The organism is Bradyrhizobium sp. 186, assembly GCF_023101685.1.
Taxonomy (GTDB): Bacteria; Pseudomonadota; Alphaproteobacteria; order Rhizobiales; family Xanthobacteraceae; genus Bradyrhizobium.
In genome coordinates, this window is the sequence record NZ_CP082164.1 from 525,436 (window position 1) to 551,906 (window position 26,471).

Genomic DNA, 26,471 nt, shown 5'->3' on the forward strand with positions numbered 1-26,471 from the left:
GGATGCCCTATCTCGTCTCGTTCCATTTGGGCTGGCTCGTCGGATCGCTGCTGCTGGGGCTGGCAATGGGCTGGATTTCGGTGGTCCAGCGCGGCAACGGCACCTCGAAGGTGACCGCGCGCTGGCTGGCCGTGCTTGCCGCCGCCCTGGTCGCCGCGTCGTTCGCGCATGTGATCCCCGGCCGCCTCGGCTATTGGCTCGACCTCGGGCTGATCATGTTTGCCTGCTACCTGGTCGGTTGCAGCGTCGGCGCTTGTCTGCGCGACCGGGTGGTCTCGCGGAGCATGCCGGCGGCCTGAGTTTGGGTTTGCGAGACCCCGGCCAGTGCCTATCGGGCCGCTCAGGCGCCTTGGCCTTTCGTCGTATCGGAAATCCGTGCACAACGACCGGGTCGGCCCCTCTTTCAACGGGCGGGCGCGGTCCATAGATTGACGTCAGCTTAAAACGTGACGGAACATTGTGCGGTCGAAATCATCAAAACTTCATGGCCCCTGCGCAGGATTGCCACGGAGATTCGTGTCCGCCTTGCCGTCGAAAGCGCCAAACCGTGCATCCTGAACCCGCAAGCCTGCCTAAAATATTGAAGGCACGTGATTTTGTTCGTATTGGCGAATTCCACTCCGCCCGAAAACGCGCTAGTGGAGGGGTGGGGGGCCTGCGCGATGCCGGAGCCGGCGGCAAGGGTTCGTTGACTGCCTGTGCGTCGCCCGCCAGTTCGCCGGCCACCCCGGCCGCTGAAGCGTTGTTCGAGGTCTAGATGCTGGAAGCCATACGCAGGGCGATGTCGTTTCTGCGCCAGAAGCAAATCCTGCATAAGCTTGGCGTTGTGATCAGCGTCGCGGTCATCGGCATCGCTTGTTATGTGCTCTACCACATGCTGCGAGGCATCGACTCCAATGAGGTGATTGAGGCGATCAAGAGCACCGAGCCGCGCCAGATTGCGATGGCGGCGCTGTTCGTGGCTGCGGGCTATTTCACCCTGACCTTCTACGATCTGTTCGCCGTGCGCGCGATCGGCCATGCCCACGTGCCTTACCGCATCAACGCGCTCGCAGCCTTCACCAGTTACTCGATCGGCCACAATGTCGGCGCCAGCGTCTTCACCGGCGGCGCGGTGCGCTACCGCATCTATTCGGCCTATGGCCTCAACGCGATCGACGTCGCAAAAATCTGCTTCCTCGCCGGCCTGACCTTCTGGCTCGGTAACGCCGCCGTGCTGGGCCTCGGCATCTCCTATCATCCGGAGGCCGCCGCGGCGATCGACCAACTCCCGCCCTGGCTGAACCGGACGATGGCGCTGATGATCATCGTGGCGCTGGTCGGCTACGTGGTCTGGGTCTGGACCCAGCCGCGGGTGGTCGGCCGCGGGCCCTGGACCGTTGTGCTGCCGGGCGGCCCGCTGACGCTGCTCCAGATTGCGATCGGCATCATCGATCTCGGCTTCTGCGCGCTCGCGATGTACGTGCTGGTCCCGGATGAACCCAATCTCGGCTTTGTCGTTGTCGCGGTGATCTTCGTCTCGGCGACGCTGCTCGGCTTCGCCAGTCACTCGCCCGGGGGCCTCGGGGTGTTCGACGCCGCCATGCTGGTGGGCCTCTGGCAGATGGACAGGGAGGAGCTTCTGGGCGGCATGCTCCTGTTCCGCGTCCTCTATTATCTGTCCCCTTTCGTCATATCTGTAATCTTGCTGACGTTTCGCGAAGTTATAATCGGCGCCCGATCGAAGCGCTTGCAGCAGGCGGCGCTCAAGCTCGACCCCGGCCCGGCGCGTGAAGCCGCCTATGTGAGAGAGCGCAGCGACAGCGGCGCCTGATCGGCGCAAGCCCCTAGGAGAAGCCCGCCCCGATGGCGATCGACGCCCCATCTTCTCCCCCCGCCCAGCCCTGGTCCGATCGGTTGCGGCACTCGACCATCATCCTGATCGCTGCGGCGCTGGCGCTGTCGGTCGTGGTCTCGCTCGGCGAATTGTCGGCGATGCGGGGGGCGATGGTGTTCCTCTGCATCGCGGCGGCGGCACTGATCCCGTGGCGCCTGCACGATACCGCCGCCTCGCGCGACGACACCCGCCGCGTCAACCCGGTCGAGAGCGCGGCGGTGGCTGCGGTCGTCGCCGGCATGCCGGATCCGGCAGTGCTGCTCGACCGCGCTGGCCGCGTCATCCATCTCAATGCCGCCGCGGCCCAGCTTGCGCCGGCGCTGCGCAGGAACGAACTCGCCCAGTTCGCGCTGCGTTCGCCGGAGATCATCACCGCGTTGCGCGAGTCGATCGCGACCACCGAGCCGCGGCGCGCGACCTATCTCGACCATGTCCCGGTGGACCGCTGGATGGAGCTGATGATCACGCCGGTGCCGGTGCCGACCACCTTCGGCGGCGCCGACAAATGCATGCTGATGACCTTCCATGACCAGACGCCGCTGCGTCGGGTCGAGGAAATGCGGGCCGATTTCGTCGCCAATGCGAGCCACGAATTGCGCACGCCGCTCGCTGCACTGTCCGGCTTCATCGACACGCTCCAGGGCCAGGCCAAGGACGATCCCAAGGCGCGTGAGCGCTTCCTCGGCATCATGCACAATCAGGCCACCCGCATGGCGCGCCTGATCGACGATCTCTTGTCGTTGTCGCGGGTCGAACTGTCCGCTCATGTCCGGCCCGACACTTTGGTCGACCTGCTGCCGATCATTCTCCAGGTCGCCGACGGGCTCGAACCCCTGGCGGGGGAACGCCAGGTCGAGATCGAGACCCACCTGCCCAATGCGTCGGTGATGATCGCGGGCGACCGTGAGGAGCTGCTGCGCCTGTTTGAGAATTTGATCGAGAACGCACTCAAATACGGTGCCTCGGGTGGTCGCGTCATCGTGTCGCTGACTTCGAGTGCGGCCCCTGACGGAACTCAGGAAATCCGGGTCCTGGTGCGCGATTTCGGCCCCGGCATCGCGCCCGAGCACCTGCCGCGGCTGACCGAACGCTTCTACCGGGTCGATGTCGGCGACAGCCGCTCGCAGGGGGGGACCGGTCTCGGATTATCGCTGGTGAAACATATTCTTAACCGCCATCGCGGCCGGCTCTTGATCGAAAGCGTGCCCAAGCAGGGTGCCACTTTCACCGCCTGTTTTCCCCAAAGCAGGCCTGCGGCCCTCAACTGAAATCTTAGCGATTTCAGTTGCTTAAGCCTGTCATCCGACTGTCACGAAACCTTCGTAAAAGCACAGCCGACCGCTCCTAAAGGGGCGGGACGGGGAGCGCGATCGGGCGCGGAAGGCGCTTCGCTCCCCTGTATGGGAGACCAGCATGAATTTCATCAAAACTATCGTCGCTGCTGGCTTGGTCGCCGCATCGACGTCGGCCTTCGCGGCCGATATCACGGGCGCCGGTGCGACGTTCCCATTCCCGATCTATTCCAAATGGGCTGACGCCTACAAGAAGGAGACCGGCAACGGTCTGAACTACCAGTCAATCGGCTCCGGCGGCGGCATCAAGCAGATCCAGGCCAAGACCGTGACCTTCGGCGCGACCGACGCGCCGCTCAAGGCCGAGCAACTCGAGAAGGACGGCCTCGCGCAGTGGCCGATGGTGATGGGTGCCATCGTTCCCGTCGTCAACATCGAGGGCGTGAAGCCGGGCGAGCTGGTGTTCGACGGCGAGACGCTTGCCAGCGTCTATCTCGGCAAGATCACCAAGTGGGACGATCCGGCCATCAAGAAGCTCAATCCGAACGTGAAGCTGCCGTCCGAGGCGATCACCGTGGTCCGCCGCTCCGACGGTTCGGGCACGACCTTCAACTTCACCAACTACCTCTCCAAGGCCAGCGCGGACTGGAAGAGCAAGGTCGGCGAGGGTACGGCGGTCGAGTGGCCGGTCGGCGTCGGCGCCAAGGGCAATGAAGGCGTCTCGGGCAACATCAGCCAGACCAAGAATTCGATCGGCTATGTCGAGTACGCCTATGCCAAGCAGAACAAGCTGACCTATACCGGCCTCGTCAACAAGGCCGGCAAGCCGGTGCAGCCGACGGTCGAAGCCTTCCAGGCGGCCGCCTCCAACGCCGACTGGGCCAAGGCTCCGGGCTACTACGTCATCCTGACCGACCAGCCCGGCGAGAAGTCCTGGCCGATCACGGCGGCGACCTTCATCCTCATGCACAAGGATGCCACCGACAAGGCGGCCTCGCAGGAAGCCATCAAGTTCTTCCGCTGGGCCTTCAAGAGCGGCGGCAAGGCGGCCGAGGAGCTTGACTACATCTCGATGCCCGAGGGCGTCGTGACCCTGATCGAGAAGACCTGGGCTGCCGAGATCAAGAGCTAAGCTCATTCTCGCCAAACGCAGTGCGGCATCAAGCGGCTGCGCCGTGCATCACACGACTTCGGCCCCGGATCAGCGTCGCGCTGCATCCGGGGCAAGAGACCGGTGTCATAAGAACAAGTATAATTAGTACAGGGGATCGGCGTGGCAGAGATGGCCGTTCAGAGCGATATCGTCGACGACGCCGGACCGTACGACCGCGCCAAGGCGTTGAGCGCGTTCAAGCTTGGCGACGTCACTTTCTACTGGATCACGCGGCTCAGCGCGATCTCGGTGCTCCTCATCCTCGGCGGCATCATCCTGTCGCTGATCGTCGGCGCCTTCCCGGCGATGAAGGAATTCGGTTTCTCGTTCCTGTGGACGCAGCGCTGGGCGCCGTCCGCCGATCCGCCCGTGCTCGGTGCGCTCGGACCGATGTACGGCACGCTCGTCACCTCCTTCATCGCGATGCTGATCGCCATTCCCGTCGGTCTCGGCATTGCAATCTTCCTGACCGAGCTCTGCCCGCAATGGCTGCGCCGCCCGATCGGCATGGCGGTGGAGCTGCTCGCAGGCATTCCCTCGATCATCTACGGCATGTGGGGCTTCTTCGTGCTGGGCCCGTTCCTGGCCAACACCTTCCAGCCCTTCATGATCAAGATTTTTGACGGCGTTCCCGTGCTGGGCGCGATCTTCGCCGGGCCGCCGTCCTATCTCAGCCTGTTCAACGCCGCGCTGATCCTCGCGATCATGGTGCTGCCCTTCATCACCTCGATCTCGGTCGACGTGTTCAAGACGGTGCCACCGGTGCTGAAAGAGGCCGCCTACGGCGTCGGCTGCACCACTTGGGAAGTCGTCCGCAGCGTGGTGATCCCCTACACCCGCGTCGGCATCATCGGCGGCGTCATGCTGGCGCTGGGCCGTGCGCTCGGCGAGACCATGGCGGTGACCTTCATCATCGGCAACTCGTTCCGGATCTCATCCTCGATCTTCGCGCCGGGCACCACGATCTCGGCGGCGATCGCCAGCGAGTTCGCCGAGAGCGACGGCCTGCACCAGTCCGGCCTGATCCTGCTCGGCCTGCTGCTGTTCGTGCTGACGTTCTTCGTGCTCGCAGGCGCGCGGCTGATGCTGATGCGGCTGGAACAGAAGGCGGGGAATTAAGGCCATGAACCCGATCTATTCACGCCGCCGCCGCAAGGACTTCGTGATCCGCGGTCTCTGCATCGCCGCCGCCGCCTTCGGCGTCACCTGGCTCGCGCTGATCCTGATCACGCTGCTCTACAACGGCCTGGCCGGACTCAATTTCCAGCTCTTCACCGAGAACACGCCGCCGCCCGGATCGAACGAGGGCGGCCTGCTCAACGCCATCGTCGGCTCGCTGATCATGACCGTGCTCGGCGTCGGCATCGGCGCGCCGCTCGGCATGTTCGCCGGCACCTATCTCGCCGAATACGGCCGCAACGACAGGCTGACGTCGGTGATCCGCTTCATCAACGATATCCTGCTCAGCGCGCCCTCGATCATCATCGGCCTGTTCATCTATGGTGCGGTGGTGGTGCCGATGCGCGGCTTCTCGGCGCTCGCCGGCTGTCTCGCGCTCGCCGTGATCGTGATCCCGGTGGTGCTGCGCACGACCGAGGACATGCTGCTGCTGGTGCCGAACGCGCTGCGTGAGGCGGCCTCCGCGCTCGGCCTACCGCGCTCGCTGGTGATCAAGCGGATCGCCTATCGCTCGGCGCGCTCCGGCCTCATCACCGGCGTGCTGCTCGCCACCGCCCGCGTCGCCGGCGAAACCGCGCCGCTGCTGTTCACCGCGCTGTCGAACCAGTTCTTCAGCCTGAGCCTGAACAAGACGATGGCCAACCTGCCGGTCACCATCAACAACTTCGTGCAGAGCCCCTACGCCTACTGGAAGCAGCTGGCCTGGAGCGGGGCGCTGCTCATCACCCTGACCGTTCTTGCCCTTAATATTGGCGCGCGCATCCTTGGCGCCGAGAGGACCGCAAAATGAGTGATCTTTCCGTATCGATGAGCGCGTCCGGCGGACTGCCCCATGCGCCGGTGCTGCCCGATGCGCCCGCCAAGGTGACCGTGCGCAACCTGAATTTCTATTACGGCGAGCACCACGCGCTGAAGAACATCAACCTGACGCTCGGCACCAACCGCGTCACGGCGTTCATCGGCCCATCGGGTTGCGGCAAGTCGACCCTGCTGCGCATCTTCAACCGGATGTACGATCTGTATCCGGGCCAGCGCGCCACCGGTCAGCTCATGCTCGACCAGACCAACATCCTCGATACCAGGCTCGACCTCAACCTGCTGCGCGCACGGGTCGGCATGGTGTTCCAGAAGCCGACGCCGTTTCCGATGACGATCTACGAGAACATCGCCTTCGGCATCCGCCTCTATGAGAAGATATCGAAGTCCGAGATGGACGTCCGCGTCGAGAAGGCGCTGCGCGGCGGCGCGCTGTGGAACGAGGTCAAGGACAAGCTCAACGCCTCGGGCCTGTCGCTGTCCGGCGGCCAGCAGCAGCGCCTCTGCATCGCCCGCACGGTCGCGGTGCGGCCCGAGGTCATCCTGTTCGACGAGCCCTGCTCGGCATTGGATCCGATCTCGACCGCCAAGGTCGAGGAGTTGATCCAGGAACTGTCCGAGAACTACACGATCGCGATCGTGACCCACAACATGCAGCAGGCGGCCCGCGTCTCCGACAAGACCGCCTTCATGTATCTCGGCGAGCTGATCGAGTTCGACGACACCAGCAAGATCTTCACGTCGCCGACCGATCGGCGCACGCAGGATTACATCACTGGCCGGTTCGGCTGAGGAGACGGGACATGGGTTCTGAACATACCGCAAAGGCCTTCGACACCGACCTCCAGGAACTCACCCGGCTGGTCGCCGAGATGGGCGGGATTGCCGAGCGCATGATCGTCGATTCCGTCGACGCGCTGATCCGGCGCGACGTCGCGCTCGGCCAGCGCGTGGTCGCAACCGACGTCGAGATCGACGTGCTCCAGAAGCGCATCGAGGAGCGCGCCGTACTGACCATCGCCCGCCGCCAGCCGATGGCGGTGGATCTGCGCGAGATCGTCGGCGCCATGCGCGTTGCGACGGATCTCGAGCGGATCGGCGATCTCGCCAAGAACATGGGCAAGCGCGTCGCGGCGCTGGAGACGGATTTCCATCCGCTCAAGCTGTTCCGCGGCCTGGAGCACATGACCGACCTCGTGCAGCAGCAAGTCAAGTCGGTGCTGGACGCCTATGCCGCGCATGATTTGCCGGCGGCGATGGCGGTGTGGAAAGGCGACGAGGAAGTCGACGCCATCTGCACCTCGCTGTTCCGCGAGCTCCTCACCTATATGATGGAGGATCCACGCAACATCTCGTTCTGCATCCATCTGATGTTCTGCGCCAAGAACATCGAGCGGATCGGCGACCACTCCACCAACATCGCCGAGACCGTGTTCTACATGATCGAAGGTCAGGCCATGACCGACAAGCGTCCGAAGGGCGACATGACGACCTTCGCCACGACGGTCCCGAATACTTGAATAGTTAAGGAGCGACGACACCATGGGCGCACGCATTATGGTGGTTGAGGACGAGGAAGCTCTGACCGAGCTTCTCCGCTACAACCTCGAAGGCGACGGCTATGACGTCGAGACGGTGATGCGCGGCGACGACGCCGACACCCGTCTCAAGGAGCATATCCCCGACCTGATCGTGCTCGACTGGATGCTGCCCGGGCTGTCCGGCATCGAGCTGTGCCGGCGGCTTCGCACCCGGCCGGATACTAAGCAGCTCCCGATCATCATGCTCACCGCCCGCGGTGAGGAGAGCGAGCGGGTGCGCGGGCTCGCGACCGGCGCCGACGACTACATCGTCAAGCCGTTCTCGGTGCCGGAGCTCCTGGCGCGCGTGAAGGGCCTGCTCAGGCGCGCAAGCCCGGAGCGGCTTGCCACCGTGCTCGCTTTTGGCGATATCGAGCTCGACCGGGAGAAGCGCCGCGTGGCGCGCTCGGGCCGGCCGATCGATCTCGGCCCGACCGAATATCGCCTGCTGGAGTTCTTCCTGGAACATCCGGGTCGGGTGTTCTCGCGCGAGCAACTGCTCGACAGCGTCTGGGGCCGCGACATCTATATTGACGAGCGTACCGTCGACGTCCACATCGGCCGTCTGCGCAAGCTGCTCAATCTCGGCCGCGAGCAGGACCCGATCCGCACCGTCCGCGGCGCCGGCTACGCGCTGGACGATCGTTTCGCGAAGGCGGAGCAGGCGTAAATTTTAGCGGGCTTGAGTTTGGCTGCGGCTACAATCTCAGCCGTCGTCCCGGACAAGCGTAGCTCCTGGCAACGCGCAGCGTTGTCCAGAGCGGAGCGCAGATCCGGGACCCACAACCACAGGGAGTGGTTGTTGCGCGAAAAAGGTCACTCCGAGTCCCCATAACTACATCTTTCGGTGGCTATGGGTCCCGGATCTGCGCGCTGCTCCGCGCGCTTGTCCAGGACGACAGCGAATGGAGTTTGCCGTCGTCAGTCGAGCTGCCGTCGCCTGGACGGTGAAGCCTTGATCGCCGACCAGCTCAGCGCGGCCCCGGCTTGGCCGGTGCGCGGCGACGATCAGCTGCCGGCTGGTACGCAACACGCGAATGCTGGGCGCAATAGGGCAGGCCCGAGAGCGCCCTGCCGCCGCAGAAGAAGAAGTCCGGGCTCGAGGGATCGCCGACCGGCCAGTGGCAGGTCGCCTCGTTCAGTTCGAGCAGCGACAACCGCTGGCTCATCGGCACCACGTTGTCGTAGGTGACCGGATCCGGCTCCTCCTCGACCTCGAAGGCCTGCGCCAGCGCGGTGTTGCCGCGCGAGATCGGACGGGTTACCCGCATCATATGCTGCGCGGGGCGCGCCTTGCGCGGCCGAGGAGCAGCGGATGATGGGCTCTTGGCCCGGCCGGACAGGCCGAGCCTGTGCACCTTTCCGATCACGGCGTTGCGGGTCACATTGCCGAGCTCAGCCGCGATCTGGCTGGCCGAAAGTCCGGCCTCCCAGAGCTTTTTCAACTGCTCGACGCGATCGTCGGACCAGGTCAAAACCGTCATTGCACCCTTTCCCTCGCTGCGCACCACCATGCTGGGGCCTCACAGCGAATGCCTAAGCCTTGAAAAACCCGTGCCGCCAGAATCCCTTGAGGCTCGCCGGGCGCGCGAAGTGCGCCCGAACGTTACGCCGGTACATGAGGACTTAGAGATCAGAACCGCTGCACGAGATGTCGTATCTGACAAGCCAAACGCTACAATATGGCGTGACTCACGCGCAAGAGTCCGCGGACTCGCTTCCACATGTTCCGTGGCTAAAAGCCGGAAAATCGTCACCGCAAGACTACGGATTCAGCGTTTCGCGAGGCTTTCCGGGCGGCATTGACACCCGTCTTACCAGGCATAAGATGGTGATACGTGCCGCCCTGAAAAGGCGGCACGTTTCGTTTTCCGGGCCGGTCAATGGTGCGCTGCGCAATGCACGCTCAGTCCGTCCGCAACATCCAAGTGACGTCATGACCAACAGCGCCGCGCCGCATCTGCTTCCCGTTTTCGCCAGAACCGACCTCGGTTTCGAGCGCGGCGAGGGCTGCTGGCTGATCGCGACCAATGGCGACCGTTATCTCGATTTCACCTCGGGCGTCGCCGTGAACGCGCTCGGCCATGCCCATCCCGCGCTGGTCAAGGCTTTGCAGGAGCAGGCCACGAAACTGTGGCACATGTCGAACCTGTTCCAGAGCCCGGACGGCGAACGTCTGGCGAGCCGCCTGTGCAGTGAGAGCTTCGCCGACTTCGTGTTCTTCTGCAATTCAGGCGCCGAAGCGCTGGAATGCGTGATCAAGGTCGTGCGCCGCTACCAGGCCGCAAAAGGCCATCCCGACCGCTATCGCATGATCACCTTCGAAGGTGCCTTCCACGGCCGCACGCTTGCAACGCTGGCTGCGACCGGCTCGGCGAAATATCTCGAAGGTTTTGGTCCGCCGATGGACGGTTTCGACCAGGTTCCGCATGGCGACCTCGAAGCCGTCAAGAAGGCGATCGGTCCGCAGACCGCAGGCATCCTGATCGAACCGATCCAGGGCGAGGGCGGTGTGCGTTCTGCCACCCCGGCGTTCCTCAAGGCGTTGCGCAATCTCTGCGACGAGCGCGGCCTGTTGCTGGCGTTCGACGAGGTGCAGACCGGCATGGGCCGCACCGGCGATCTCTTCGCCCATCGCCGCCTCGGCGTCACGCCCGACGTGATGTCGCTGGCCAAAGCGCTCGGCGGCGGCTTTCCGATCGGCGCGTGCCTTGCGACCGCGGAGGCGGCCTCCGGCATGACGCCCGGCTCGCACGGCTCGACCTTCGGCGGCAATCCGCTCGCGATATCCACCGCCAATGCGGTGCTCGACGTCATGCTCAAGCCCGGCTTCTTCGATCACGTGCAGAAGATGTCGCTGCTCTTGAAGCAGAAGCTCGCCTCCGTGATCGACCGTTACGGCAACGTCGTCAGCGAAGTGCGCGGCGAGGGGCTTCTGATCGGCATCAAGGCCGTGGTGCCGTCGGGCGATCTCGTTGCGGCGCTGCGCGACGAAAAGCTCCTCACGGTCGGGGCCGGCGACAATGTCGTGCGCTTTCTGCCGCCTTTGATCGTCACGGAAACGGAGATCGAGGACAGCGTCGTGCGGCTCGAACGCGCTTGTGCCGCGATTTCCGCAGGCCAGACCAAGCGGGCGGCAAGCTGATGAGCCAGACGCCCAACAAGACGCCAAAGCATTTCCTCGATATCGACGAGCTGCCGCTGTCGGAGCTCAAGCGGATGCTGGCCGCATCATCCGCGATGAAGGCGAAGCAGAAGGCGCATCAGCCGGTCAAGCCGCTCGAAGGCAAGACGCTGGCGATGATCTTCGAACGCCCGTCGACGCGGACGCGGGTGTCGTTCGACGTCGCCATGCGCCAGCTCGGCGGCGAGCCCATCATGCTGACCGGCGCCGAGATGCAGCTCGGCCGCGGCGAGACCATCGCCGATACCGCACGCGTGCTGTCGCGCTATGTCGACGCGATCATGATCCGCATCCTCAACCACGATGCGCTGCTCGAGCTTGCGGCGAACGCCACCGTGCCCGTCATCAACGGGCTGACGCGGCGCTCGCATCCTTGCCAGGTGATGGCCGACCTCATGACCTATGAGGAGCATCGCGGCCCAATCGAGGGCAAGACGGTGGCTTGGACCGGCGACGACAACAACGTGCTGGCGTCCTGGGCCCATGCGGCCGAGCGCTTCAAGTTCCAGCTCAATGTCGCGACCCCTCCGGAGCTCGCGCCGAAGAAGGCGATGCGCGACTGGATCAAGGCGACCGGCGCCCCGATCGTGCTCGGCACCGATGCGGAAGCCGCGGTGCACGGCGCCGATTGCGTCGTCACCGACACCTGGGTGTCGATGGGCGACAAGGAAGGCGAGCACCGCCACAACGTGCTCAAGCCCTACCAGGTCAACGCCAAGCTGATGTCGCTCGCCAGGCCCGACGCGCTGTTCATGCACTGCCTGCCCGCCCATCGCGGCGAGGAGGTCACCGACGAGGTGATCGACGGCCCGCAATCGGTCGTGTTCGACGAGGCCGAAAATCGCCTGCACGCGCAGAAGGGCATTCTGGCCTGGTGCTTTGACGCGGTGAAATAAAGCGACGCGGTGAGGTAGCTATCCGTCGTCCCGGCGAAGGCCGGGACCCATACCGCGGAATCTCTCTTGTGGCAGGCAAGTGGAGGCCGAGGGTCTTCGCCAAACCAAGGCCCGTGGTTATGGATCCCGGCCTTCGCCGGGACGACACCGAACTTGTTCTGCCCGCACACGATCCAATCTCGTCCGGAACACTCAGCCTCACTGCCCTTCCATTTCCCGCCTTCCGACCCCAAATAGAGCGCCATGGTTCCCCAATCCCCTGACATGAAAACCGGCTCCGAAGGCCCGGTCCGCGCGCCATCAGCAATTCCGATCGATGACGCTGTGCTGCCTTATGAGATCGACGCACTCGACGTGCGCGGGCGCTTGGTGCGGCTTGGCCCGGCGCTCGACGAGATCCTCACCAAGCACGATTACCCCGCGCCGGTCGGCAAGCTGCTCGGCGAAGCCATCGTGCTGACGACGCTGCTCGGCTCGGCGCTGAAATTCGAAGGACGCTTCATCCTCCAGGCCCAGACCGATGGGCCGGTGTCGTTCCTGGTGGTGGACTACAAGGCGCCGGACCACCTGCGCGCCTATGCCCGCTATGACGCCGCGCGCCTTGGCGATGCGCATGACTCCGGCGCGCTGCTCGGGCGCGGCCATCTCGCCATGACCGTCGACCAGGGTCCCGACATGAGCCGCTATCAGGGGCTGGTCGCGCTCGATGGCGGCAGCCTTGAAGACGCCGCCCACGAATATTTTCTGCGCTCGGAGCAGATACCGACGCGCGTCCGGCTCGCCGTCGGCGAGGAGTGGCGCTCGAACGACGGCGGCAAGCATCGCTGGCGCGCCGGCGGCATGCTGATGCAGTTCTTGCCGAAAGCGTCGGAGCGCGCGCAGCAGGCCGACCTGCATCACGGCGATGCGCCGGAAGGCACGCAAGTGCACAGCGTCGCCGAGGACGATGCCTGGGTCGAGGCGCGCTCGCTGATCGAAACCGTCGAGGATGTCGAGCTGATCGATCCCGAACTCTCCGGCGAGCGGCTGCTCTACCGTCTCTTCCACGAGCGCGGCGTGCGCGTGTTCAATCCGCTGGTCCTGAAAGCCCAATGCTCCTGCTCGCGCGATGCGGTCGCCGCGATGCTGAAGAGCTTTTCGCCCGACGATCGCTCCGCGATGGTCAAGGACGACAAGGTGGTCGTGACCTGCGAATTCTGCTCGTCGGTGTACGAATTCACGCCGCACGAGGCGGGCGTGGAGAACGCGTGAGCGTACCTAACAATCTACGGCAGCCTCAGTTCAACACCCGCTTGTTGTCCGGGCTGTCCAGCGAGAACGTCGGCACGTCGATTTCAAAACGTTCGCCGCTTTCGGTGACCATCTGGTAGCGGCCGGTCATGAAGCCCGAGGCGGTCGTGAGTGGCACGCCGGAGGTGTATTCGAAGCGCTCGCCGGGCGCGAGGGTCGGCTGCTCGCCGACCACGCCCTCGCCTTTGATCTCCTGCTGCCGGCCGGAGGCGTCGGTGATGATCCAGTGCCGCGTCTTGAGCTGCACGGTCTCATCGCCGGAATTGGTGATGACGATGGTGTAAGACCAGAAATAGCGGGAACGGTCGGCCGACGACTGCTCCGGAACAAAGTTCGGCTCGACGGTCACTTCGATCTGGCGGGTCAGGGCGCGGTACATGGTTGCCATCATAGCGAAATCCCGGCCCGGAACCAAATGCCGGAGGCGGCTTTCGCGACATCGTGCCGCCAGAATTCGAAGGGAAGTACACCCCGATGTGATCCGGTCGCTTTGCGAGACGGCGGCCGGGCCGATACACTCCTCCAATGTCGCAATTTGCGTAAGGGTTTCGGGCCCGATGACCATTGCCGACCAAGTAACGGGATCGACGATCGCGGGAACCGCGGACAAATCCGCAGGCGCGAAGCCGCGCGCGGCCGCGCCGGCCGTCACGCTGCCCGTCATCGGCGAGCGCGAGCTCAGGCTCGACCTGTTCCGCGGACTGGCGCTATGGCTGATCTTCATCGACCATCTGCCGTCGAGTCTGTTGACCTGGTTCACGATCCGCAATTACGGCTTCAGCGACGCCACCGAAATCTTCATCTTCATCTCCGGTTACACCGCCGCCTTCGTCTATGGCCGCGCGATGCTGGAATCCGGCTTCGTCGTCGCCACCGCGCGTATTCTGCGCCGGGTCTGGCAGATCTATGTCGCCCACGTCTTCCTGTTCACGATCTTCCTCGCCGAGATCTCCTACGTCGCGACCAGCTTCGAGAACCCGCTCTACACCGAAGAGATGGGCATCATGGATTTCCTCAAGCAGCCCGACGTCACCATCGTGCAGGCGCTGCTGTTGCGGTTCCGTCCCGTCAACATGGACGTGCTGCCGCTCTACATCGTCTTGATGCTCGCGCTGCCTTTGATCCTGTGGCTGATGAAGTGGCGGCCCGACATCACGCTTGGCCTCTCGGTCGCGCTCTACGCCGTCACCTGGGAATACGACCTCTATCTGTCGGCCTATCCGAACGGGTTCTGGGCGTTCAATCCCATGGCCTGGCAATTGCTTTTCGTGTTCGGTGCATGGTGTGCGCTCGGAGGTGCGCGACGCATGTCGCGCATTCTGGCTTCGCCGGTGACGATGTGGATCTCGATCGCCTATATCATCGCGGCGTTCTACGTGACGCTGACCTGGTACTTGCCGCAGCTGTCCCATCTCATGCCGAAGCGGCTCGAGCAGTGGATGTATCCGATCGACAAGGCCGATCTCGACGTGCTGCGCTTCACGCACTTCCTGGCGCTGGCCGCGCTCACGGTGCGCTTCCTGCCACGGGATTGGCCGGGCCTGAAATCGCCCTGGCTGCGGCCGCTGATCGTCTGCGGCCAGCATTCCCTGGAGATATTCTGCCTCGGCGTCTTCCTGGCCTTCGCCGGCCATTTCATCCTGGCCGAGGTTTCCGGCGGCGCGGCCATGCATGCGCTGATTAGTCTCTCGGGAATCCTGATCATGTGGGCGATGGCGTGGGTGATTTCGTGGTACAAGCGCGTGGCTGACAAGAGCGGTTCGAAAACCAAAAGCGCCATCGGCAGCGCCGATATGGCGGGAGGGGGCTGATGAAGGCGAAGGTTCTCCTGAGCCTGATCCTGCTGTGCGGTGGTCTCGCCGCGCCCCCGGCGCGCGCGGGCGATGCTGCGTCCGCCGTTCCTGCTGCATCCGCAGCTCCTGCCGCGCCCGCCGCCTGCGAATTGCCGTCCTATCTGCTCGCGACCGACAGCCAGCTCCACAAGGTTGCTGATGCCGTGAAAGCAGGCAAACCCCTTGAGATTCTGGTCATCGGTAGCCGCTCGACCACGATTCCGGCCTCGGAGGACAGCTCCTACCCCGCGCGTATGCAGGCGATCCTGAAGGAAAAGCTGCCGCCGTCGGAGGCCGTGCACGTCTCCGTAGAAATACAGAGCAAGAAAACGGCAGAGGAGGCCGCCACCACCTTCGTTAAGCTGTTGGAAGCAAAAAGGCCTACTTTGGTCATCTGGCAGACCGGGACCGTGGATGCTATCCGAGCCATCGATCCCGACGATTTTCGCGGGGCAGTGACCGAAGGGGTTGCTGCTTTGCAAAATGCAGGGGCTGACGTCGTCTTGATGAACTTGCAATACAGCCCACGTACCGAAACCATGATCTCGGTGCCGCCCTATCTCGACAATATGCGGGTGGTGGCCCAGGAGCATGATGTCCCACTGTTCGACCGTTTCGCGATCATGCGGCAATGGAATGATCAGGGTCAGTTCGACCTGTTCAGCCCGTCCCGCGGCCCTGAACTGGCGAAACAGGTCCACGATTGCCTTGGCCGGGCGTTGGCACAGTTTGTGATGGACGCTGCCCATCTGGAGCCCGCCCAGCAGCAAAATTGAGGTCTAGCGTTAATGAGTTCTCTCCGCCCTTTTTGCCTGACGGCATGGCTGGCTGTGCCCGCAGCGGCAGCGCTGCTGTTGCTGGCGCCGGCATCACAGTCCCGCGCGCAGGCGCAAGCCGCGCAGGCAACGCCCGCGCCCACGCAGTCCGCTAATCCCGCGCCAGCGTCGCCCTCCCAGACCACCGTCGCCGCCACCCACCCGTCCGCTGAGCAGCGCGGCATCACCGCGCGCGCCATCGACAAGGTGAAGCAGGTCGCGAAATCCGCCGGCGACATCTTCAGCCGCGTGCCCTGTCTGGCGTCCAAGGGCGGCTCGAAGGCGATGGGCTCGCTGCCGCATGTCGCGGGCAAGCTCGTCGCCGGACAGCCCGTCGTGATCGTCGCGTTCGGTTCGTCGTCGACCGCGGGCTATGGCGCGAGCTCGCCCGATTTCAACTATCCCAACCGTCTCGCGGCGCAGCTTCGCCGGCAGTATCCGACCGCCGACATCACCGTCGCCAATGCCGGCGTCGGCGGCGAGGACGCGCCCGAAATGATGAAGCGCCTCCAGAAGGAGGTGATCGACGTGCATCCGGATCTCGTGATCTGGCAGGTCGGCACCAATGCCGTGCTGCGCAATCTCGATCCCGGCGACACCGCCAAGCTGGTCGAGGACGGCATCTCCCGCATCCAGGCCGCCGGCGGCGCCGATATCGTGCTGGTCGATCCGCAATACTCGCCGGCGGTCAACCAGCGCGCCGAAAGTGCCGGCAAGATGGTGAAGCTGCTCGGCAAGGTTGCCGAGCTCCGTCATGTCGGCATCTTCCCGCGCTTCGAGGTGATGCGCGATTGGCACGAGACGCAGTCGATCCCGGTGGAAAGCTTCGTCATCGCCGACGGCCTGCACATGAACGATTGGGGCTATGCCTGCTTCGCCCAGCTGCTCGGCGACGACATCATCCACTCCGTCGGCCAGATCAAGCTCGGCGTCAACGTGCCCGCGGATGTCCGGACGTATCGGCCGATGTAAGGTGGCGAATGGTGAGTGGCGAATAGCGAATAGAATCTGGTCTGTTCGCTACTCCCTATTCGCCATTCGCTGCTTCACGCCTTCTCCAGCGCCGCTGTCAGATCCTCGATCAGGTCATCCGGATGCTCCAGCCCTGCCGAGAAGCGGACAAAGCCTTCGCTGATGCCGAGCGCGGCGCGGTCTTCCGGCTTCAGCCGCTGATGCGTCGTGGTGGCCGGGTGCGTCACGAGGCTCTTGGCGTCGCCGAGATTGTTCGAAATCTTCGCGAGCTTGAGCTCATTGAGCACGCGGAACGCACCCTGCTTGCCGCCCTTCACCTCGAAGCCGACCAGCGTCGAGCCGCCGCGCATCTGCTTCTTCACGAGTGCCGCCTGCGGATGATCGGCGCGGCCGGGAAAGACCAGCCGGGAAATTTTCGGATGGCTCGCCAGCACGTCCGCAATGCGTGCCGCCGTCTCGGTCTGCGCGCGCACGCGCACGCCCAGCGTTTCCAGGCCCTTGAGCAGGACCCAGGCGTTGAACGGCGAGATCGACGGGCCGGTCTGGCGCATGAAATTGTGGATATGCTCGGCGATGAAGGCTTCCGACGACAGGATGATGCCGCCGAGACAACGGCCCTGGCCGTCGATGTGCTTGGTCGCGGAATACACCACGACGTCCGCACCCAATGCGAGCGGGCTCTGCCAGATCGGAGTCGCGAACACGTTGTCGACGATCAGCCGCGCGCCGCCCTTGTGCGCGATCTCGGCAATCCCGGGAATGTCGAGCACGTCGAGTGTCGGATTGGTCGGGCTCTCCAGGAAGAACGTCTTGGTGTTCGGCCTGAGCGCACGTTGCCACTGGTCGAGATCGAGGCCGTCGACCAGCGTGGTCTCGATGCCGTAGCGCGGCAGGAGATCCTGCACGACGTAGAGACACGAACCGAACAGCGCGCGCGAGGCCACCACGTGATCGCCGGCCTTCAGCGGCGCCAGGATCGCGGTCGTCACCGCGGCCATGCCGGTCGCGGCGGAACGAGCCGCTTCGGCGCCCTCGAGCTCGATCATGCGGCGCTCGAACATCGCGGTAGTCGGGTTGGAGTAGCGCGAATAGATGAAGCCGGGGTCCTCGCCCTTGAACCGCGCCTCGCATTCCTCGGCGCTGTTGTAGACATAGCCCTGGGTCAGGAACAGCGCCTCCGACGTCTCGCCATATTGCGAGCGCAGGGTGCCGGAATGGACCAGGCGGGTTTCGGGACGGTATTGCGTGGCGGACGCCGGGGACTTCGACATATGACCTCTCCAAAGTGACCATTCCTGAAAATGGTCACAAAAAAACCGGCCTGGATATTTCCACTGGCCGGGATCACAGAGGTCCCCGGCCTGTTTAGCGATTTATTTAACGTGGCTGCAAGCCGGCCGGCTCAAATCACCACGGGATAAGTCATGCTCATATTCCGCAATGCCCTTTTCGTCAAGGCGTCCATCGGATAGCCGTAAACGGCTCGTTTTTCCGTTGTTTTCGGATACGTTTGACCCCGAAGAGGACCACCGTTTGACGTTCACGGTTGCCGCCGACGCCAATGGTATCCTGCCCGACCGCATGATCGCGGCGATGGCGGCGGGCGGGCTCATCCTGCCCGCCTACGACTTCGTCGAAAGCCAGATCCAGCCGGCGAGCCTCGACCTTCGCCTCGGCGACATCGCCTATCGTGTGCGTGCCAGTTTCCTGCCCGGTCCCGGCGCCACCGTCGCCGAGCGCATCGACGAGTTGAAGCTGCACGAGTTCAGCCTCGCCGACGGCGCGGTATTGGAGACCAACTGCGTCTATATCGTGCCGCTGCTGGAAAGCCTCGCGCTGCCGCCGGAGATCGTCGCGGCCGCGAACCCGAAGAGCTCCACCGGCCGGCTCGACGTCTTCACGCGCGTGATCGCTGACGGCACCCGCCGCTTCGACATGATCGGCGCCGGCTATCACGGCCCGCTCTATGCCGAGATCAGCCCGAAGACGTTTCCAGTGCTGGTCAGCGAGGGCTCGCGCCTGTCGCAGGTGCGCTTCCGCACCGGAGACGCCATCCTCAACATCGACGAACTCGAGGCGCTGCACGCGGCTGAGCGTCTCGTCGACGTCGACGATGCCGATCTCGCCGGTGGCGTTGCGGTGTCCGTTGATCTCTCCGGCGAGAAGAGTGGCGGCTTCGTCGGCTATCGCGCCAAGCGTCATACCGGCGTGGTCGACGTCGATCGTCGCGCCGGCTATGCGGTCGAGGATTTCTGGGAACCGATGTCGGCGCGCCCCGACGGCAGCCTCATCCTCGATCCCGGCGAGTTCTATATCCTCGCCTCGAAAGAGGCCGTGCAGGTGCCGCCCGATTACGCCGCGGAGATGGTGCCGTTCGATCCGCTGGTCGGCGAGTTCCGCGTGCATTATGCCGGCTTCTTCGATCCCGGCTTCGGCTATGCCGGTGCCGGCGGGCTGGGATCGCGCGCCGTGCTCGAAGTGCGCTCGCGCGAGGTGCCCTTCATCCTCGAGCACGGCCAGATCGTCGGCCGCCTCGTCTACGAGAAGATGCTGGCGCGCCCCGACGCGATGTACGGCCAGCGTATCGGCTCCAACTACCAGGCGCAGGGGCTGAAGCTGAGCAAGCATTTTCGAGTGTAGCAGTTTCCCGTAGCCCGGATGTAGCGAAGCGAAATCCGGGACTCTCTCGCTTGTTGCACGATCCCGGATTATGCTTCGCTCCATCCGGGCTACCGCTGAGCTCGCCTCCGGTTGCGTCCCCCCATCCGCAATGACACACTCCTGCAAAACAACAAGCCGGGAGCGAACATGGCCGCCGCAGCAGACGTCGCGCAGGAAGCCCAATGGAAACGCTGGCGCGCGGTTGCTGATCTCTATCACGCCTATTTCACCGGGCTCATCCTCACCGTCGTCACGCGGCGCGGCACGGCGGATGCTGCGGAGTTCGTGTTTCGCGTGTTTCGCCGCCAGCAGCAGGAGCGCTTCCTGCCCGGGCTGGAAAAGCTCGGTCTCAGTCATTTGCCGCCGGCCGTCGCCGCGGCGCAATATCACTATCTCTCCAACTGGATCGGCGGCGTGCATGTCGAATACATGTACGAGAGCGCTGCCAAGGCCTGGATCCGCTATCCGCCGCCGCGCTGGATCTGGAAGGGCACCGCGATCTGCGGCGTGCCGGGCGAAGTCTCGCGCGCGATGCTGCGCGGCTGGCACGCCAACAACGGCGTCGCGCTCGGCGATATCAGGCTCGGCTTCGTTTGCACCAAGCAGAGCGTCGACGGCCAGGACGGGCTCGAAGGCTACTATCATCAGTACGATCATGCGCTCGAGCTCGACCAGCGCCTGGTGTTCGCGCGGCATCTGGAAGCGCCGCTGTTCGATGCGAACACCGCGCCGGCTCTGCCTGTCGCGAGCTGGCCGAAGCCGCGGCTCGAAAAAGCCTATCGCAACTACGCCATGGAATATGTGCGGACGGCAGCGCCGGTGATGGTGCAACTGTTCGGGCCGGAGGATGCGGGCTATCTCCTGCATCTCACCGGCAAGCTGATCGGCATGCAATACTTTGATGAAGTCGCAGCCGCACTGGCGATGAGCCGCGGCGGCGCGAGCGAATTCGCAGCGTTCCTCAACGCGCTGTTTGTTGCGCAGGACGATGTCGCCGATACGATGAAGTCCGAAGGCGCCTTCGAAATCCGCCAGCAAAGCTGGAAGCTGATGGACGACGTCGCCGACTATCACCGCGCCTGCGCCAAGGTGCTGGAAGGACTGTTTGAAGGTCTCGCCGCCGGCTGTGGCCGGCATATTGGCGTGCATATGCACCCCGCCACGGGCGGCCGTCCGCCTCTGGTCTGGACGATCGAGTAATTCCACCCGCTGAGATGCGCCGCCGCAGGGCACGTTTGCGTCTAGCGCAGGAGGAATCGCCGCACGCCGTGCTATCAAGCGCCTTGCCGCGCCTTTTGCGCGAAGAAAACAATTGGCACATCCTGTCGTTGCCGCGCCGTATCCGGCGATTCGTGCCCGGGAGAGGAAATGTCCGACATCGCCGAAATCCCGGTCGATGAACAAGAGCGTCCGCTGCCGCCGCCCCCGCGGCCGGTGAAAAGCGCGCTGATGGATGGCCCGATCCTGCGCACGCTGCTCGGGCTCGCCTGGCCGAATGTGGTTGCGCTCTCCGCCGGCACCTGCGTGGTGATCGCCGAGACCTCCTATATCGGCCGGCTCGGCATCGAAGCGCTGGCCGCGATGGCATTGGTATTTCCGACCGTGATCCTGACCATGACGATGTCGGGCGGCGCCATGGGCGGCGCGGTGGCTTCTGCCATCGCCCGCGCGATCGGCGCCGGAGATCGCGAGCGCGCCGGCACGCTCGCGGCGCATGCGCTCTTGATCGGCATCGCGTTCGGCCTCGTCTTCATGCTGGGCATGCTGATCTTCGGGCCGCGCGTTCTGGAAATGCTCGGCGGCCGCGGCGATGTGCTGACGCATGCGATCGCCTATACGCAGGTGTTTTTCGGCGGCGCGGTGCTGCCCTGGCTGCTCAACACCATGGCTGGCGTGCTGCGCGGCACCGGCAACATGAAGCTGCCGTCGCTGCTGATCCTCAACTCTGCTGTGTGGCAGGTCGTGCTCGGCGGCACGCTCGGGCTCGGACTCGGGCCGGTGCCGCAGCTCGGCATGCGCGGCGTCGCGGCCGGCGCGCTGATTGCCTATTCCATGAATATTTGCGTGATGGGCTGGTACCTGTTCTCCGGCCGCGCCCGAGTCGTGCCGAAACTGCGCGGGCTTCGGATCCAGTGGGCGATGTTCTTCGACATCCTCAGGGTCGGCGCCATCGCCTGCTTCTCGCCGCTGCAATCGGTGCTGACGATCTCGATCTTCACCCACATGCTGGCGAAGTTCGGCACCGCGATCCTCGCCGGCTACGGCATCGGCGCGCGGCTCGAATTTTTGCTGACCTCGATCGCGTTCTCGTTCGGCATCGCCTCGGTGCCGATGATCGGCATGGCGGTCGGCGCCGGCCGCATCGCGCGCGCCCGGCGCATCGCCTGGATCGCCGGTGCGAGCGCTTTCGTTGCCGTCGGCGCGCCGGCATGCCTCGTCGCGCTCTTTCCCGATCTCTGGGTCAACATCTTCACCGACAGCGCGACGGTGCTCGCCACCAGCCATCAATATCTATCGACGGTGGCGCCGTTCTACGCCTTCATCGGGCTCGCATCGACGATGTATTTCTCGTCGCAAGGCGCTGCCAAGGTGATCGGGCCGGTGCTCGCGCAGACCGTGCGGCTGATCTACATCGCGGCCTGCGGCTGGTGGCTGTCGACGCATGAGGCCACTGCCCAAAACTTCTTCTGGCTTGCCGCAAGCTCGATGGTCGTGCTCGGCCTGCTCTCATGCACCAGCGTGGTGCTGACACGCTGGGGACCGCGCGAAAGCAAGCCCGCGATCAGACCGGCTCTTTCGGCCGCAGCGGACTAGGACGGTGATCTTGAGGTAGACGAAGCCGGCCTACCAATTTTGTTTCTGAATGTTTCTTACCGCTCTTTGGCAATATTGAGTAATCGAAGCTGCGCTATGTCGAAGGCTCCGCGCCAGCTCTTGGGGACAACGTCACCTCGAGTTCCCCAAAGCACGGAAAGCCACCATGACCTCGATTTCGGCGCTCTCCTCCCACCACCACGCATCACCATTGCGGCGACTACAAGATGAACTGCAAGCGGAAGTCAGTTCAGGCGCGATCAATTCGTCCGATCAGTCGGCGCTGTCGTCCGCGCTCAGCGACATCGACTCCGCCTTGCAATCAAGCAGTGCGAGCGATCAGCCCAGCGGTAGCAAATCTTCGCCTGACGCTTTCAAGTCGAAGATCGATGATCTTATCCAGCAGGAAGTTTCGGCCGGAAAGTTGACCGACCAGCAGGCCACCGAGCTGCAAGGTATTTTCAAGGCAGCGCTCTCCCATGGACCGGCTGGAGCAGGCGGACCGGGTGGACCGCCGCCATCCGACGGGCCTGCTGCCGCCACCGGCCCGGATAGTTCGTCAAGCGGCAATTCGGCGGTGGACCTGCTCCAACAATTCCTTGATTCGCTCAAAAGCCTGCTCACGGATTCGACCTCTTCCAGCGCGACGGGATCAAGCGACACCACGAATGCAAGCGGATCGTCTTCGACCAACGGCCCGGATAGTTCGTCAAGCGGCGATCCGGCGACGGACCTGCTTGAGCAATTTCTCCAGTCGCTGAAAAGCTCGCTCGCGGATTCGACCTACAGCGCGAAGGGATCAAGCGACCCGACGAATGCAAGCGACTCCTCGCTTTCCGGGGTCCTGATCAACGATCGGATCTGATATCGGCGGCGCATCAACCAAAAAAGCTTAAACGCGGCGGCGGTACGCCGGCGCGCTTTAGCGATGCTTGTGGCGGCGATGGCCGCCGCCGACATTGGCGAGCCGCATCAGCTGCGGGATCATCGCCATCATGTCGCCGCCGCCGGAACCACCCAGCATGCCCATGATGTCGCCGCCGCCCATGCCGCCCATGCCGGCCGGCACATAGCCGCCACCGCCCATCGGCGTGTAGCCGCCGTAATTGGGCGCGCCGAAACCGCCGCCGAGATTGCCGCCGCCCATCATGCCGCCAAGCCCGCCGCCGCCATTCTCCATCATGCGGCTCATCATCGGGCCCATGGTCTGCATCATCATGCCGAAGCGGCGCTTGCCCATCTTTGCCTTCATCATCTCCAGCATCGGCGCCATCTGGGTCATCATGTCCTCGCCGCCGGCGCCTCCGCCGCCGCCGAAGCCCGCGAACTGCGCCTTGGCCGGCGTGCTCGTGACGGAAAATAGCAGCAGCACGGCTGCCGCCTGGCAGATCACCTTGTCCGCACCTCTCATGGCATGCTCCTCGCGTGCGTGGCCTCGCCGGGAGAGCGCAGCCAACCGGACGCACGCCGCCATGGTTACGGCGGAGGAGGGTGGGGCTCTGTGAGAAAAATCACAGAGCCGCGAGCATGATCCGGAAAAGTGCGCAGCGGTTTTCCGAAAAGATCATGCTCAAATAGAGGGTCACACCGCAGCGGGCGGAAACGCTCTGTGCATCGCGATCACGGCCTCCTTGGTCTGCCCTTGCACATAAGGCGCGAGCTCGTTCGGCAGCATGTCGATGATCCAGACAAGGCGGCACTTGCCTTTACCGTCGGCGATCACCTGCACCGATGCGCTGTAGTGCTTCAGCCGCTCGTTGCTGATCGCATAGACGAGGCGCTCCCGTGCATCGTTGCAATCAACCAGCACCTCGCGCGCCACCGAACCGTTGGCGAAAGTGACGATGCGCGCATCGCCGTCGAGCGTGCAGGCGGTGACGAAGCCCGGCACCAGTCGCTGATGTAGCGCGCCGAAATCGCGCACCGCATCCCAGACGTCATGCGCGGAGGCGTTGAGGGGAATGTCGTTGTGGATGGAGGCCATGTTCTCTCTCATGAGATGGAGTCATTCCGGGGCGCGCGAAGCGCGAACCCGGAATCTCGAGATTCCGGGTCTGGTGCTGACGCACCATCCCGGAATGACGGCGTATGTGGAGCGCGTTCTTCACGCGCTCACGTACAAACCGCCTCGACATTGTTCCCATCCGGATCGATCAAAAACGCCGCGTAGTAGGTCGGGCTGTAATCCTTGCGCGGGCCGGCGCCGCCATTGTCGCGGCCGCCGCTCTTCAGTCCTTCGCTGTGGAACGCCTTGACCGCGTCGTGATCGCCGGCGCGAAACGCGATGTGGGCGCCGTCGGCCTTCCGTCCCTGGTTCAGATGCAGCCAGAGCGCCGGTTCGCCCTTCGGCCCGAACCCGGCATAGCCGTCGCCGCTCGAGCACAGGACGTAGCCGAGCGGCGCCAGCACCGCGGTGTAGAAGCGCGTGGCGGCGTCGAGGTCGCCCACACGCAGTCCGATGTGGTCGTACATGGTCGTCTCCATTTTCAAAGCGCGCCGCAAGTGGCGCACGCCGGAGACGAAATTAGTCAGTTGAGGGCGAGCTGCTCTTGGAGAATCTTGCGCTCTCCCCGCGAGGCTTGGCGGAACTTCGTCGGCGACACGCCGGCGGCGCGGTGGAAGGTGCGGACGAAGTTGGAGAGATCTCCGAAGCCGACGTCATAGGCGATGTCGGTGACCGCGATGTCATCATCTGTCAGCAGGCGCGCCGCGTGCCGCAGCCGCGAACGCACCAGATATTGATGCGGGGTGACGCCGAGCACGGCCGAAAATAGCCGCAGGAAATGGAACGGGCTGAGGCCCGCCTGCCGCGCGGCCTGCTCGAGGTCGACCTCGGATTGCGAATTCTCGTCGATCCAAAGTGCTGCTTCCACCGCGCGGCGGCGGTCGCGCGCCGAAGGCCGCGTCTGCTTGCGCGGTTTGCCGGACACGACATCGAGGAAGCGACCCGCAAAAATCTGGCCGACCTCGTCGAGGGCGATGTCGCTGTTGCCATCTGCTGCCGCTTGCGCCAGCTCACCCAACACCATCAGCTCCGGCAATGGCGGCGTCGCGCCGACCCGCCAAACATCGCCGCGCCCGCCGAGGGCCTCGACGAGATCCTCGCTGAAGAAGAAGCACAGGCAGACATCACCGCTGACATGCTCATGCGTGCAGGTGTATTCGTCGCCGGGGGCGCCGACCAGCACCGAGCCCGCCACCAGCTCGAAGAAGCCGGCACGGCAATGGCAGCCAAAACTGCCGGCGCGGACATAGGCGATCGAATGACCGGTGCGGCACTCCGCAAATGGCTGGTCGCCTGGTCCCGCATCGCAGCGAAACTCGGAGACCGTCATCGACTGTGTCGTCAGCAGCGTGGTCGCATCCATCGCGCCTATCTAGGTGCCGGGCCGCGGCGGGGCAACGGGCAGCAGCACCTCGAACAGCGTGTTGCTAGCGACCGGATGGGCGCCCTCCAGCGCCAGCAGCCGCCGCTTCGAGATCTCCCCGCCGTAAGGCGAGAGCCGGTCGGCGTAGTTGCCGGCCTCCAGCACCCGGTGGCAGGGCACGATGAGCATGTAGGGATTTTTCGCGATCGCCTGCGCCACCGAATGCGCGGCGCCGGAGGCCCCTAACGCCTTGGCGACCTCATGATAGGTGCGCGTTTCCCCGCGCGGGATGGTGCAGGCGGTTTCGTAGACGCGCCGGTGGAAGCCGGGCACGCCGCCGGCGTCCAGGCTGACCTCGGAAAAATCAGGATCATTGCCTTGCAGCAGTACCGCGATGCCCTCGATCGCAAGCTCGGCGTTCTCGGACGGCCGCTGCTCGCGCGCCTCGGGATGGACCTGAAAGATCCGGCGCCGGGTGTCGAGCTCCCGCGCCTCCGGCAATTGCACGGCCACCACGCCTGAATTGCTCCAGACGATGCCGCAGCGCCCTATCGCCGTGTCGAATATCGCGTAAGCACGCCCTACCATGCACACGCCCCACTCAGTGCACGTCTCTCCCCAGACACGAGATCATAACACCGCCACAATCCGGCGCACCCGGAATCTTGCCAAGTCGTTAAGAAGCGTCAAGCCGGGCGCGCCAAAGCGCTTGGCGCGAGGCGCCGTCTCGGCTAATCAGGTCG

At 64.4% G+C, this 26,471-nt stretch carries 27 protein-coding genes and 1 riboswitch; of the genes, 19 read left to right on the top strand and 8 right to left on the bottom strand.

Annotation, left to right across the window (positions count from 1 at the left end; translation table 11 throughout):
• Positions 1-2: 2 nt before the first annotated feature.
• From IVB18_RS02350 to phoB, 9 genes are all read left to right on the top strand, one after another.
• Positions 3-299, top strand: coding sequence for a hypothetical protein (locus tag IVB18_RS02350; RefSeq protein ID WP_247987734.1), 297 nt, complete (start codon positions 3-5; stop codon positions 297-299).
• A gap of 458 nt (positions 300-757) precedes the next feature.
• Entirely contained in the window at positions 758-1,813 is a 1,056-nt protein-coding gene (locus tag IVB18_RS02355) for a lysylphosphatidylglycerol synthase domain-containing protein (RefSeq protein WP_247987735.1), read from the top strand.
• Between the two features lie 32 nt (positions 1,814-1,845).
• Complete coding sequence (locus IVB18_RS02360; RefSeq protein WP_247987736.1) at positions 1,846-3,144, top strand: ATP-binding protein; 1,299 nt, start codon at positions 1,846-1,848, stop codon at positions 3,142-3,144.
• 145 nt (positions 3,145-3,289) lie between these two features.
• Positions 3,290-4,300: a phosphate ABC transporter substrate-binding protein PstS gene (pstS, locus tag IVB18_RS02365; protein ID WP_247987737.1), complete on the top strand. Its 1,011-nt coding sequence runs from the start codon at positions 3,290-3,292 to the stop codon at positions 4,298-4,300.
• A gap of 150 nt (positions 4,301-4,450) precedes the next feature.
• Positions 4,451-5,440 carry a phosphate ABC transporter permease subunit PstC gene (gene pstC / locus IVB18_RS02370; RefSeq protein WP_247991944.1) on the top strand — a complete coding sequence of 330 codons (990 nt, stop codon included), beginning with the start codon at positions 4,451-4,453 and terminating at the stop codon, positions 5,438-5,440.
• Between the two features lie 4 nt (positions 5,441-5,444).
• On the top strand, positions 5,445-6,290 hold the full coding sequence (gene pstA, locus IVB18_RS02375; RefSeq protein ID WP_247987738.1) for a phosphate ABC transporter permease PstA: 846 nt from the start codon (positions 5,445-5,447) through the stop codon (positions 6,288-6,290).
• Complete coding sequence (gene pstB / locus IVB18_RS02380; RefSeq protein ID WP_247987739.1) at positions 6,287-7,108, top strand: phosphate ABC transporter ATP-binding protein PstB; 822 nt, start codon at positions 6,287-6,289, stop codon at positions 7,106-7,108. Before pstA ends, pstB begins: the two co-directional genes overlap by 4 nt.
• A gap of 11 nt (positions 7,109-7,119) precedes the next feature.
• Positions 7,120-7,836 carry a phosphate signaling complex protein PhoU gene (gene phoU / locus IVB18_RS02385; RefSeq protein WP_247987740.1) on the top strand — a complete coding sequence of 239 codons (717 nt, stop codon included), beginning with the start codon at positions 7,120-7,122 and terminating at the stop codon, positions 7,834-7,836.
• 22 nt (positions 7,837-7,858) lie between these two features.
• Positions 7,859-8,566, top strand: a complete 708-nt coding sequence (gene phoB / locus IVB18_RS02390; RefSeq protein ID WP_247987741.1) for a phosphate regulon transcriptional regulator PhoB — start codon at positions 7,859-7,861, stop codon at positions 8,564-8,566.
• 301 nt (positions 8,567-8,867) lie between these two features.
• On the opposite strand, the gene IVB18_RS02395 is transcribed toward phoB, so the two are convergent.
• Complete coding sequence (locus IVB18_RS02395; RefSeq protein ID WP_247987742.1) at positions 8,868-9,380, bottom strand: GcrA family cell cycle regulator; 513 nt, start codon at positions 9,378-9,380, stop codon at positions 8,868-8,870.
• Between the two features lie 452 nt (positions 9,381-9,832).
• Between IVB18_RS02395 and IVB18_RS02400 the strand changes: the two genes are divergently transcribed.
• The 3 genes from IVB18_RS02400 to IVB18_RS02410 all read left to right on the top strand — a co-directional run bounded on the left by IVB18_RS02400 (position 9,833) and on the right by IVB18_RS02410 (position 13,227).
• On the top strand, positions 9,833-11,041 hold the full coding sequence (locus IVB18_RS02400; RefSeq protein ID WP_247987743.1) for an aspartate aminotransferase family protein: 1,209 nt from the start codon (positions 9,833-9,835) through the stop codon (positions 11,039-11,041).
• The gene (gene argF / locus IVB18_RS02405; protein WP_247987744.1) at positions 11,041-11,976 is read left to right on the top strand and encodes an ornithine carbamoyltransferase; all 936 of its coding nucleotides are present in this window, start codon (positions 11,041-11,043) and stop codon (positions 11,974-11,976) included. The genes IVB18_RS02400 and argF overlap by 1 nt, the downstream gene beginning before the upstream one ends.
• A 243-nt stretch (positions 11,977-12,219) precedes the next feature.
• Positions 12,220-13,227, top strand: coding sequence for an Hsp33 family molecular chaperone (locus IVB18_RS02410; RefSeq protein WP_247987745.1), 1,008 nt, complete (start codon positions 12,220-12,222; stop codon positions 13,225-13,227).
• Between the two features lie 25 nt (positions 13,228-13,252).
• Here IVB18_RS02410 and apaG read toward each other — a convergent pair whose 3' ends face one another.
• Positions 13,253-13,645, bottom strand: a complete 393-nt coding sequence (apaG, locus tag IVB18_RS02415) for a Co2+/Mg2+ efflux protein ApaG (RefSeq protein ID WP_247991945.1) — start codon at positions 13,643-13,645, stop codon at positions 13,253-13,255.
• Between the two features lie 178 nt (positions 13,646-13,823).
• Here apaG and IVB18_RS02420 point away from each other — a divergent pair, with 178 nt between their 5' ends.
• The 3 genes from IVB18_RS02420 to IVB18_RS02430 are packed head-to-tail and all read left to right on the top strand — an operon-like array spanning position 13,824 to position 16,885.
• Positions 13,824-15,077: an OpgC domain-containing protein gene (locus tag IVB18_RS02420; protein ID WP_247987746.1), complete on the top strand. Its 1,254-nt coding sequence runs from the start codon at positions 13,824-13,826 to the stop codon at positions 15,075-15,077.
• Positions 15,077-15,874, top strand: coding sequence for an SGNH/GDSL hydrolase family protein (locus IVB18_RS02425; protein ID WP_247987747.1), 798 nt, complete (start codon positions 15,077-15,079; stop codon positions 15,872-15,874). Before IVB18_RS02420 ends, IVB18_RS02425 begins: the two co-directional genes overlap by 1 nt.
• 12 nt (positions 15,875-15,886) lie before the next feature.
• Positions 15,887-16,885: an SGNH/GDSL hydrolase family protein gene (locus IVB18_RS02430; RefSeq protein WP_247987748.1), complete on the top strand. Its 999-nt coding sequence runs from the start codon at positions 15,887-15,889 to the stop codon at positions 16,883-16,885.
• Positions 16,886-16,959: 74 nt separating this feature from the next.
• Here the strand turns inward: IVB18_RS02430 and IVB18_RS02435 are convergent, their stop codons facing one another.
• A complete protein-coding gene (locus IVB18_RS02435; RefSeq protein WP_247987749.1) occupies positions 16,960-18,156 on the bottom strand; it encodes an O-succinylhomoserine sulfhydrylase in 1,197 nt (398 codons plus the stop codon).
• Positions 18,157-18,229: 73 nt separating this feature from the next.
• A riboswitch (SAM riboswitch) is annotated at positions 18,230-18,309 on the bottom strand.
• A gap of 109 nt (positions 18,310-18,418) precedes the next feature.
• Here IVB18_RS02435 and IVB18_RS02440 point away from each other — a divergent pair.
• From IVB18_RS02440 to IVB18_RS02455, 4 genes are all read left to right on the top strand, one after another.
• On the top strand, positions 18,419-19,525 hold the full coding sequence (locus IVB18_RS02440) for a 2'-deoxycytidine 5'-triphosphate deaminase (RefSeq protein ID WP_247987750.1): 1,107 nt from the start codon (positions 18,419-18,421) through the stop codon (positions 19,523-19,525).
• A 168-nt stretch (positions 19,526-19,693) separates the two neighbouring features.
• Positions 19,694-20,746: a hypothetical protein gene (locus IVB18_RS02445; protein ID WP_247987751.1), complete on the top strand. Its 1,053-nt coding sequence runs from the start codon at positions 19,694-19,696 to the stop codon at positions 20,744-20,746.
• 168 nt (positions 20,747-20,914) lie between these two features.
• Positions 20,915-22,360: an MATE family efflux transporter gene (locus IVB18_RS02450; RefSeq protein ID WP_247987752.1), complete on the top strand. Its 1,446-nt coding sequence runs from the start codon at positions 20,915-20,917 to the stop codon at positions 22,358-22,360.
• A 166-nt stretch (positions 22,361-22,526) separates the two neighbouring features.
• Positions 22,527-23,225: a hypothetical protein gene (locus tag IVB18_RS02455; RefSeq protein WP_247987753.1), complete on the top strand. Its 699-nt coding sequence runs from the start codon at positions 22,527-22,529 to the stop codon at positions 23,223-23,225.
• A gap of 57 nt (positions 23,226-23,282) precedes the next feature.
• Here IVB18_RS02455 and IVB18_RS02460 read toward each other — a convergent pair whose 3' ends face one another.
• The 5 genes from IVB18_RS02460 to IVB18_RS02480 form a co-directional block, all read right to left on the bottom strand.
• Positions 23,283-23,771, bottom strand: a complete 489-nt coding sequence (locus IVB18_RS02460) for a hypothetical protein (protein ID WP_247987754.1) — start codon at positions 23,769-23,771, stop codon at positions 23,283-23,285.
• A 171-nt stretch (positions 23,772-23,942) separates the two neighbouring features.
• Positions 23,943-24,344, bottom strand: a complete 402-nt coding sequence (locus IVB18_RS02465; RefSeq protein WP_247987755.1) for an SRPBCC family protein — start codon at positions 24,342-24,344, stop codon at positions 23,943-23,945.
• Positions 24,345-24,472: 128 nt separating this feature from the next.
• Positions 24,473-24,832 carry a VOC family protein gene (locus tag IVB18_RS02470; RefSeq protein WP_247987756.1) on the bottom strand — a complete coding sequence of 120 codons (360 nt, stop codon included), beginning with the start codon at positions 24,830-24,832 and terminating at the stop codon, positions 24,473-24,475.
• Between the two features lie 56 nt (positions 24,833-24,888).
• Positions 24,889-25,728: an AraC family transcriptional regulator gene (locus tag IVB18_RS02475; RefSeq protein WP_247987757.1), complete on the bottom strand. Its 840-nt coding sequence runs from the start codon at positions 25,726-25,728 to the stop codon at positions 24,889-24,891.
• Between the two features lie 9 nt (positions 25,729-25,737).
• Entirely contained in the window at positions 25,738-26,316 is a 579-nt protein-coding gene (locus IVB18_RS02480; RefSeq protein ID WP_247987758.1) for a methylated-DNA--[protein]-cysteine S-methyltransferase, read from the bottom strand.
• Between the last annotated feature and the right edge of the window lie 155 nt (positions 26,317-26,471).

Bases quoted from the DNA above. Each gene is read 5' to 3' on its own strand.
- IVB18_RS02350 (WP_247987734.1), top strand. From the start codon at position 3: ATGCCCTATCTCGTCTCGTTCCATTTGGGCTGGCTCGTCGGATCGCTG.
- IVB18_RS02355 (WP_247987735.1), top strand. From the start codon at position 758: ATGCTGGAAGCCATACGCAGGGCGATGTCGTTTCTGCGCCAGAAGCAA.
- IVB18_RS02360 (WP_247987736.1), top strand. From the start codon at position 1,846: ATGGCGATCGACGCCCCATCTTCTCCCCCCGCCCAGCCCTGGTCCGAT.
- pstS (WP_247987737.1), top strand. From the start codon at position 3,290: ATGAATTTCATCAAAACTATCGTCGCTGCTGGCTTGGTCGCCGCATCG.
- pstC (WP_247991944.1), top strand. From the start codon at position 4,451: ATGGCCGTTCAGAGCGATATCGTCGACGACGCCGGACCGTACGACCGC.
- pstA (WP_247987738.1), top strand. From the start codon at position 5,445: ATGAACCCGATCTATTCACGCCGCCGCCGCAAGGACTTCGTGATCCGC.
- pstB (WP_247987739.1), top strand. From the start codon at position 6,287: ATGAGTGATCTTTCCGTATCGATGAGCGCGTCCGGCGGACTGCCCCAT.
- phoU (WP_247987740.1), top strand. From the start codon at position 7,120: ATGGGTTCTGAACATACCGCAAAGGCCTTCGACACCGACCTCCAGGAA.
- phoB (WP_247987741.1), top strand. From the start codon at position 7,859: ATGGGCGCACGCATTATGGTGGTTGAGGACGAGGAAGCTCTGACCGAG.
- IVB18_RS02395 (WP_247987742.1), bottom strand. From the start codon at position 9,380: ATGACGGTTTTGACCTGGTCCGACGATCGCGTCGAGCAGTTGAAAAAG.
- IVB18_RS02400 (WP_247987743.1), top strand. From the start codon at position 9,833: ATGACCAACAGCGCCGCGCCGCATCTGCTTCCCGTTTTCGCCAGAACC.
- argF (WP_247987744.1), top strand. From the start codon at position 11,041: ATGAGCCAGACGCCCAACAAGACGCCAAAGCATTTCCTCGATATCGAC.
- IVB18_RS02410 (WP_247987745.1), top strand. From the start codon at position 12,220: ATGGTTCCCCAATCCCCTGACATGAAAACCGGCTCCGAAGGCCCGGTC.
- apaG (WP_247991945.1), bottom strand. From the start codon at position 13,645: ATGTACCGCGCCCTGACCCGCCAGATCGAAGTGACCGTCGAGCCGAAC.
- IVB18_RS02420 (WP_247987746.1), top strand. From the start codon at position 13,824: ATGACCATTGCCGACCAAGTAACGGGATCGACGATCGCGGGAACCGCG.
- IVB18_RS02425 (WP_247987747.1), top strand. From the start codon at position 15,077: ATGAAGGCGAAGGTTCTCCTGAGCCTGATCCTGCTGTGCGGTGGTCTC.
- IVB18_RS02430 (WP_247987748.1), top strand. From the start codon at position 15,887: ATGAGTTCTCTCCGCCCTTTTTGCCTGACGGCATGGCTGGCTGTGCCC.
- IVB18_RS02435 (WP_247987749.1), bottom strand. From the start codon at position 18,156: ATGTCGAAGTCCCCGGCGTCCGCCACGCAATACCGTCCCGAAACCCGC.
- IVB18_RS02445 (WP_247987751.1), top strand. From the start codon at position 19,694: ATGGCCGCCGCAGCAGACGTCGCGCAGGAAGCCCAATGGAAACGCTGG.
- IVB18_RS02450 (WP_247987752.1), top strand. From the start codon at position 20,915: ATGTCCGACATCGCCGAAATCCCGGTCGATGAACAAGAGCGTCCGCTG.
- IVB18_RS02455 (WP_247987753.1), top strand. From the start codon at position 22,527: ATGACCTCGATTTCGGCGCTCTCCTCCCACCACCACGCATCACCATTG.
- IVB18_RS02460 (WP_247987754.1), bottom strand. From the start codon at position 23,771: ATGAGAGGTGCGGACAAGGTGATCTGCCAGGCGGCAGCCGTGCTGCTG.
- IVB18_RS02465 (WP_247987755.1), bottom strand. From the start codon at position 24,344: ATGGCCTCCATCCACAACGACATTCCCCTCAACGCCTCCGCGCATGAC.
- IVB18_RS02470 (WP_247987756.1), bottom strand. From the start codon at position 24,832: ATGTACGACCACATCGGACTGCGTGTGGGCGACCTCGACGCCGCCACG.
- IVB18_RS02475 (WP_247987757.1), bottom strand. From the start codon at position 25,728: ATGGATGCGACCACGCTGCTGACGACACAGTCGATGACGGTCTCCGAG.
- IVB18_RS02480 (WP_247987758.1), bottom strand. From the start codon at position 26,316: ATGGTAGGGCGTGCTTACGCGATATTCGACACGGCGATAGGGCGCTGC.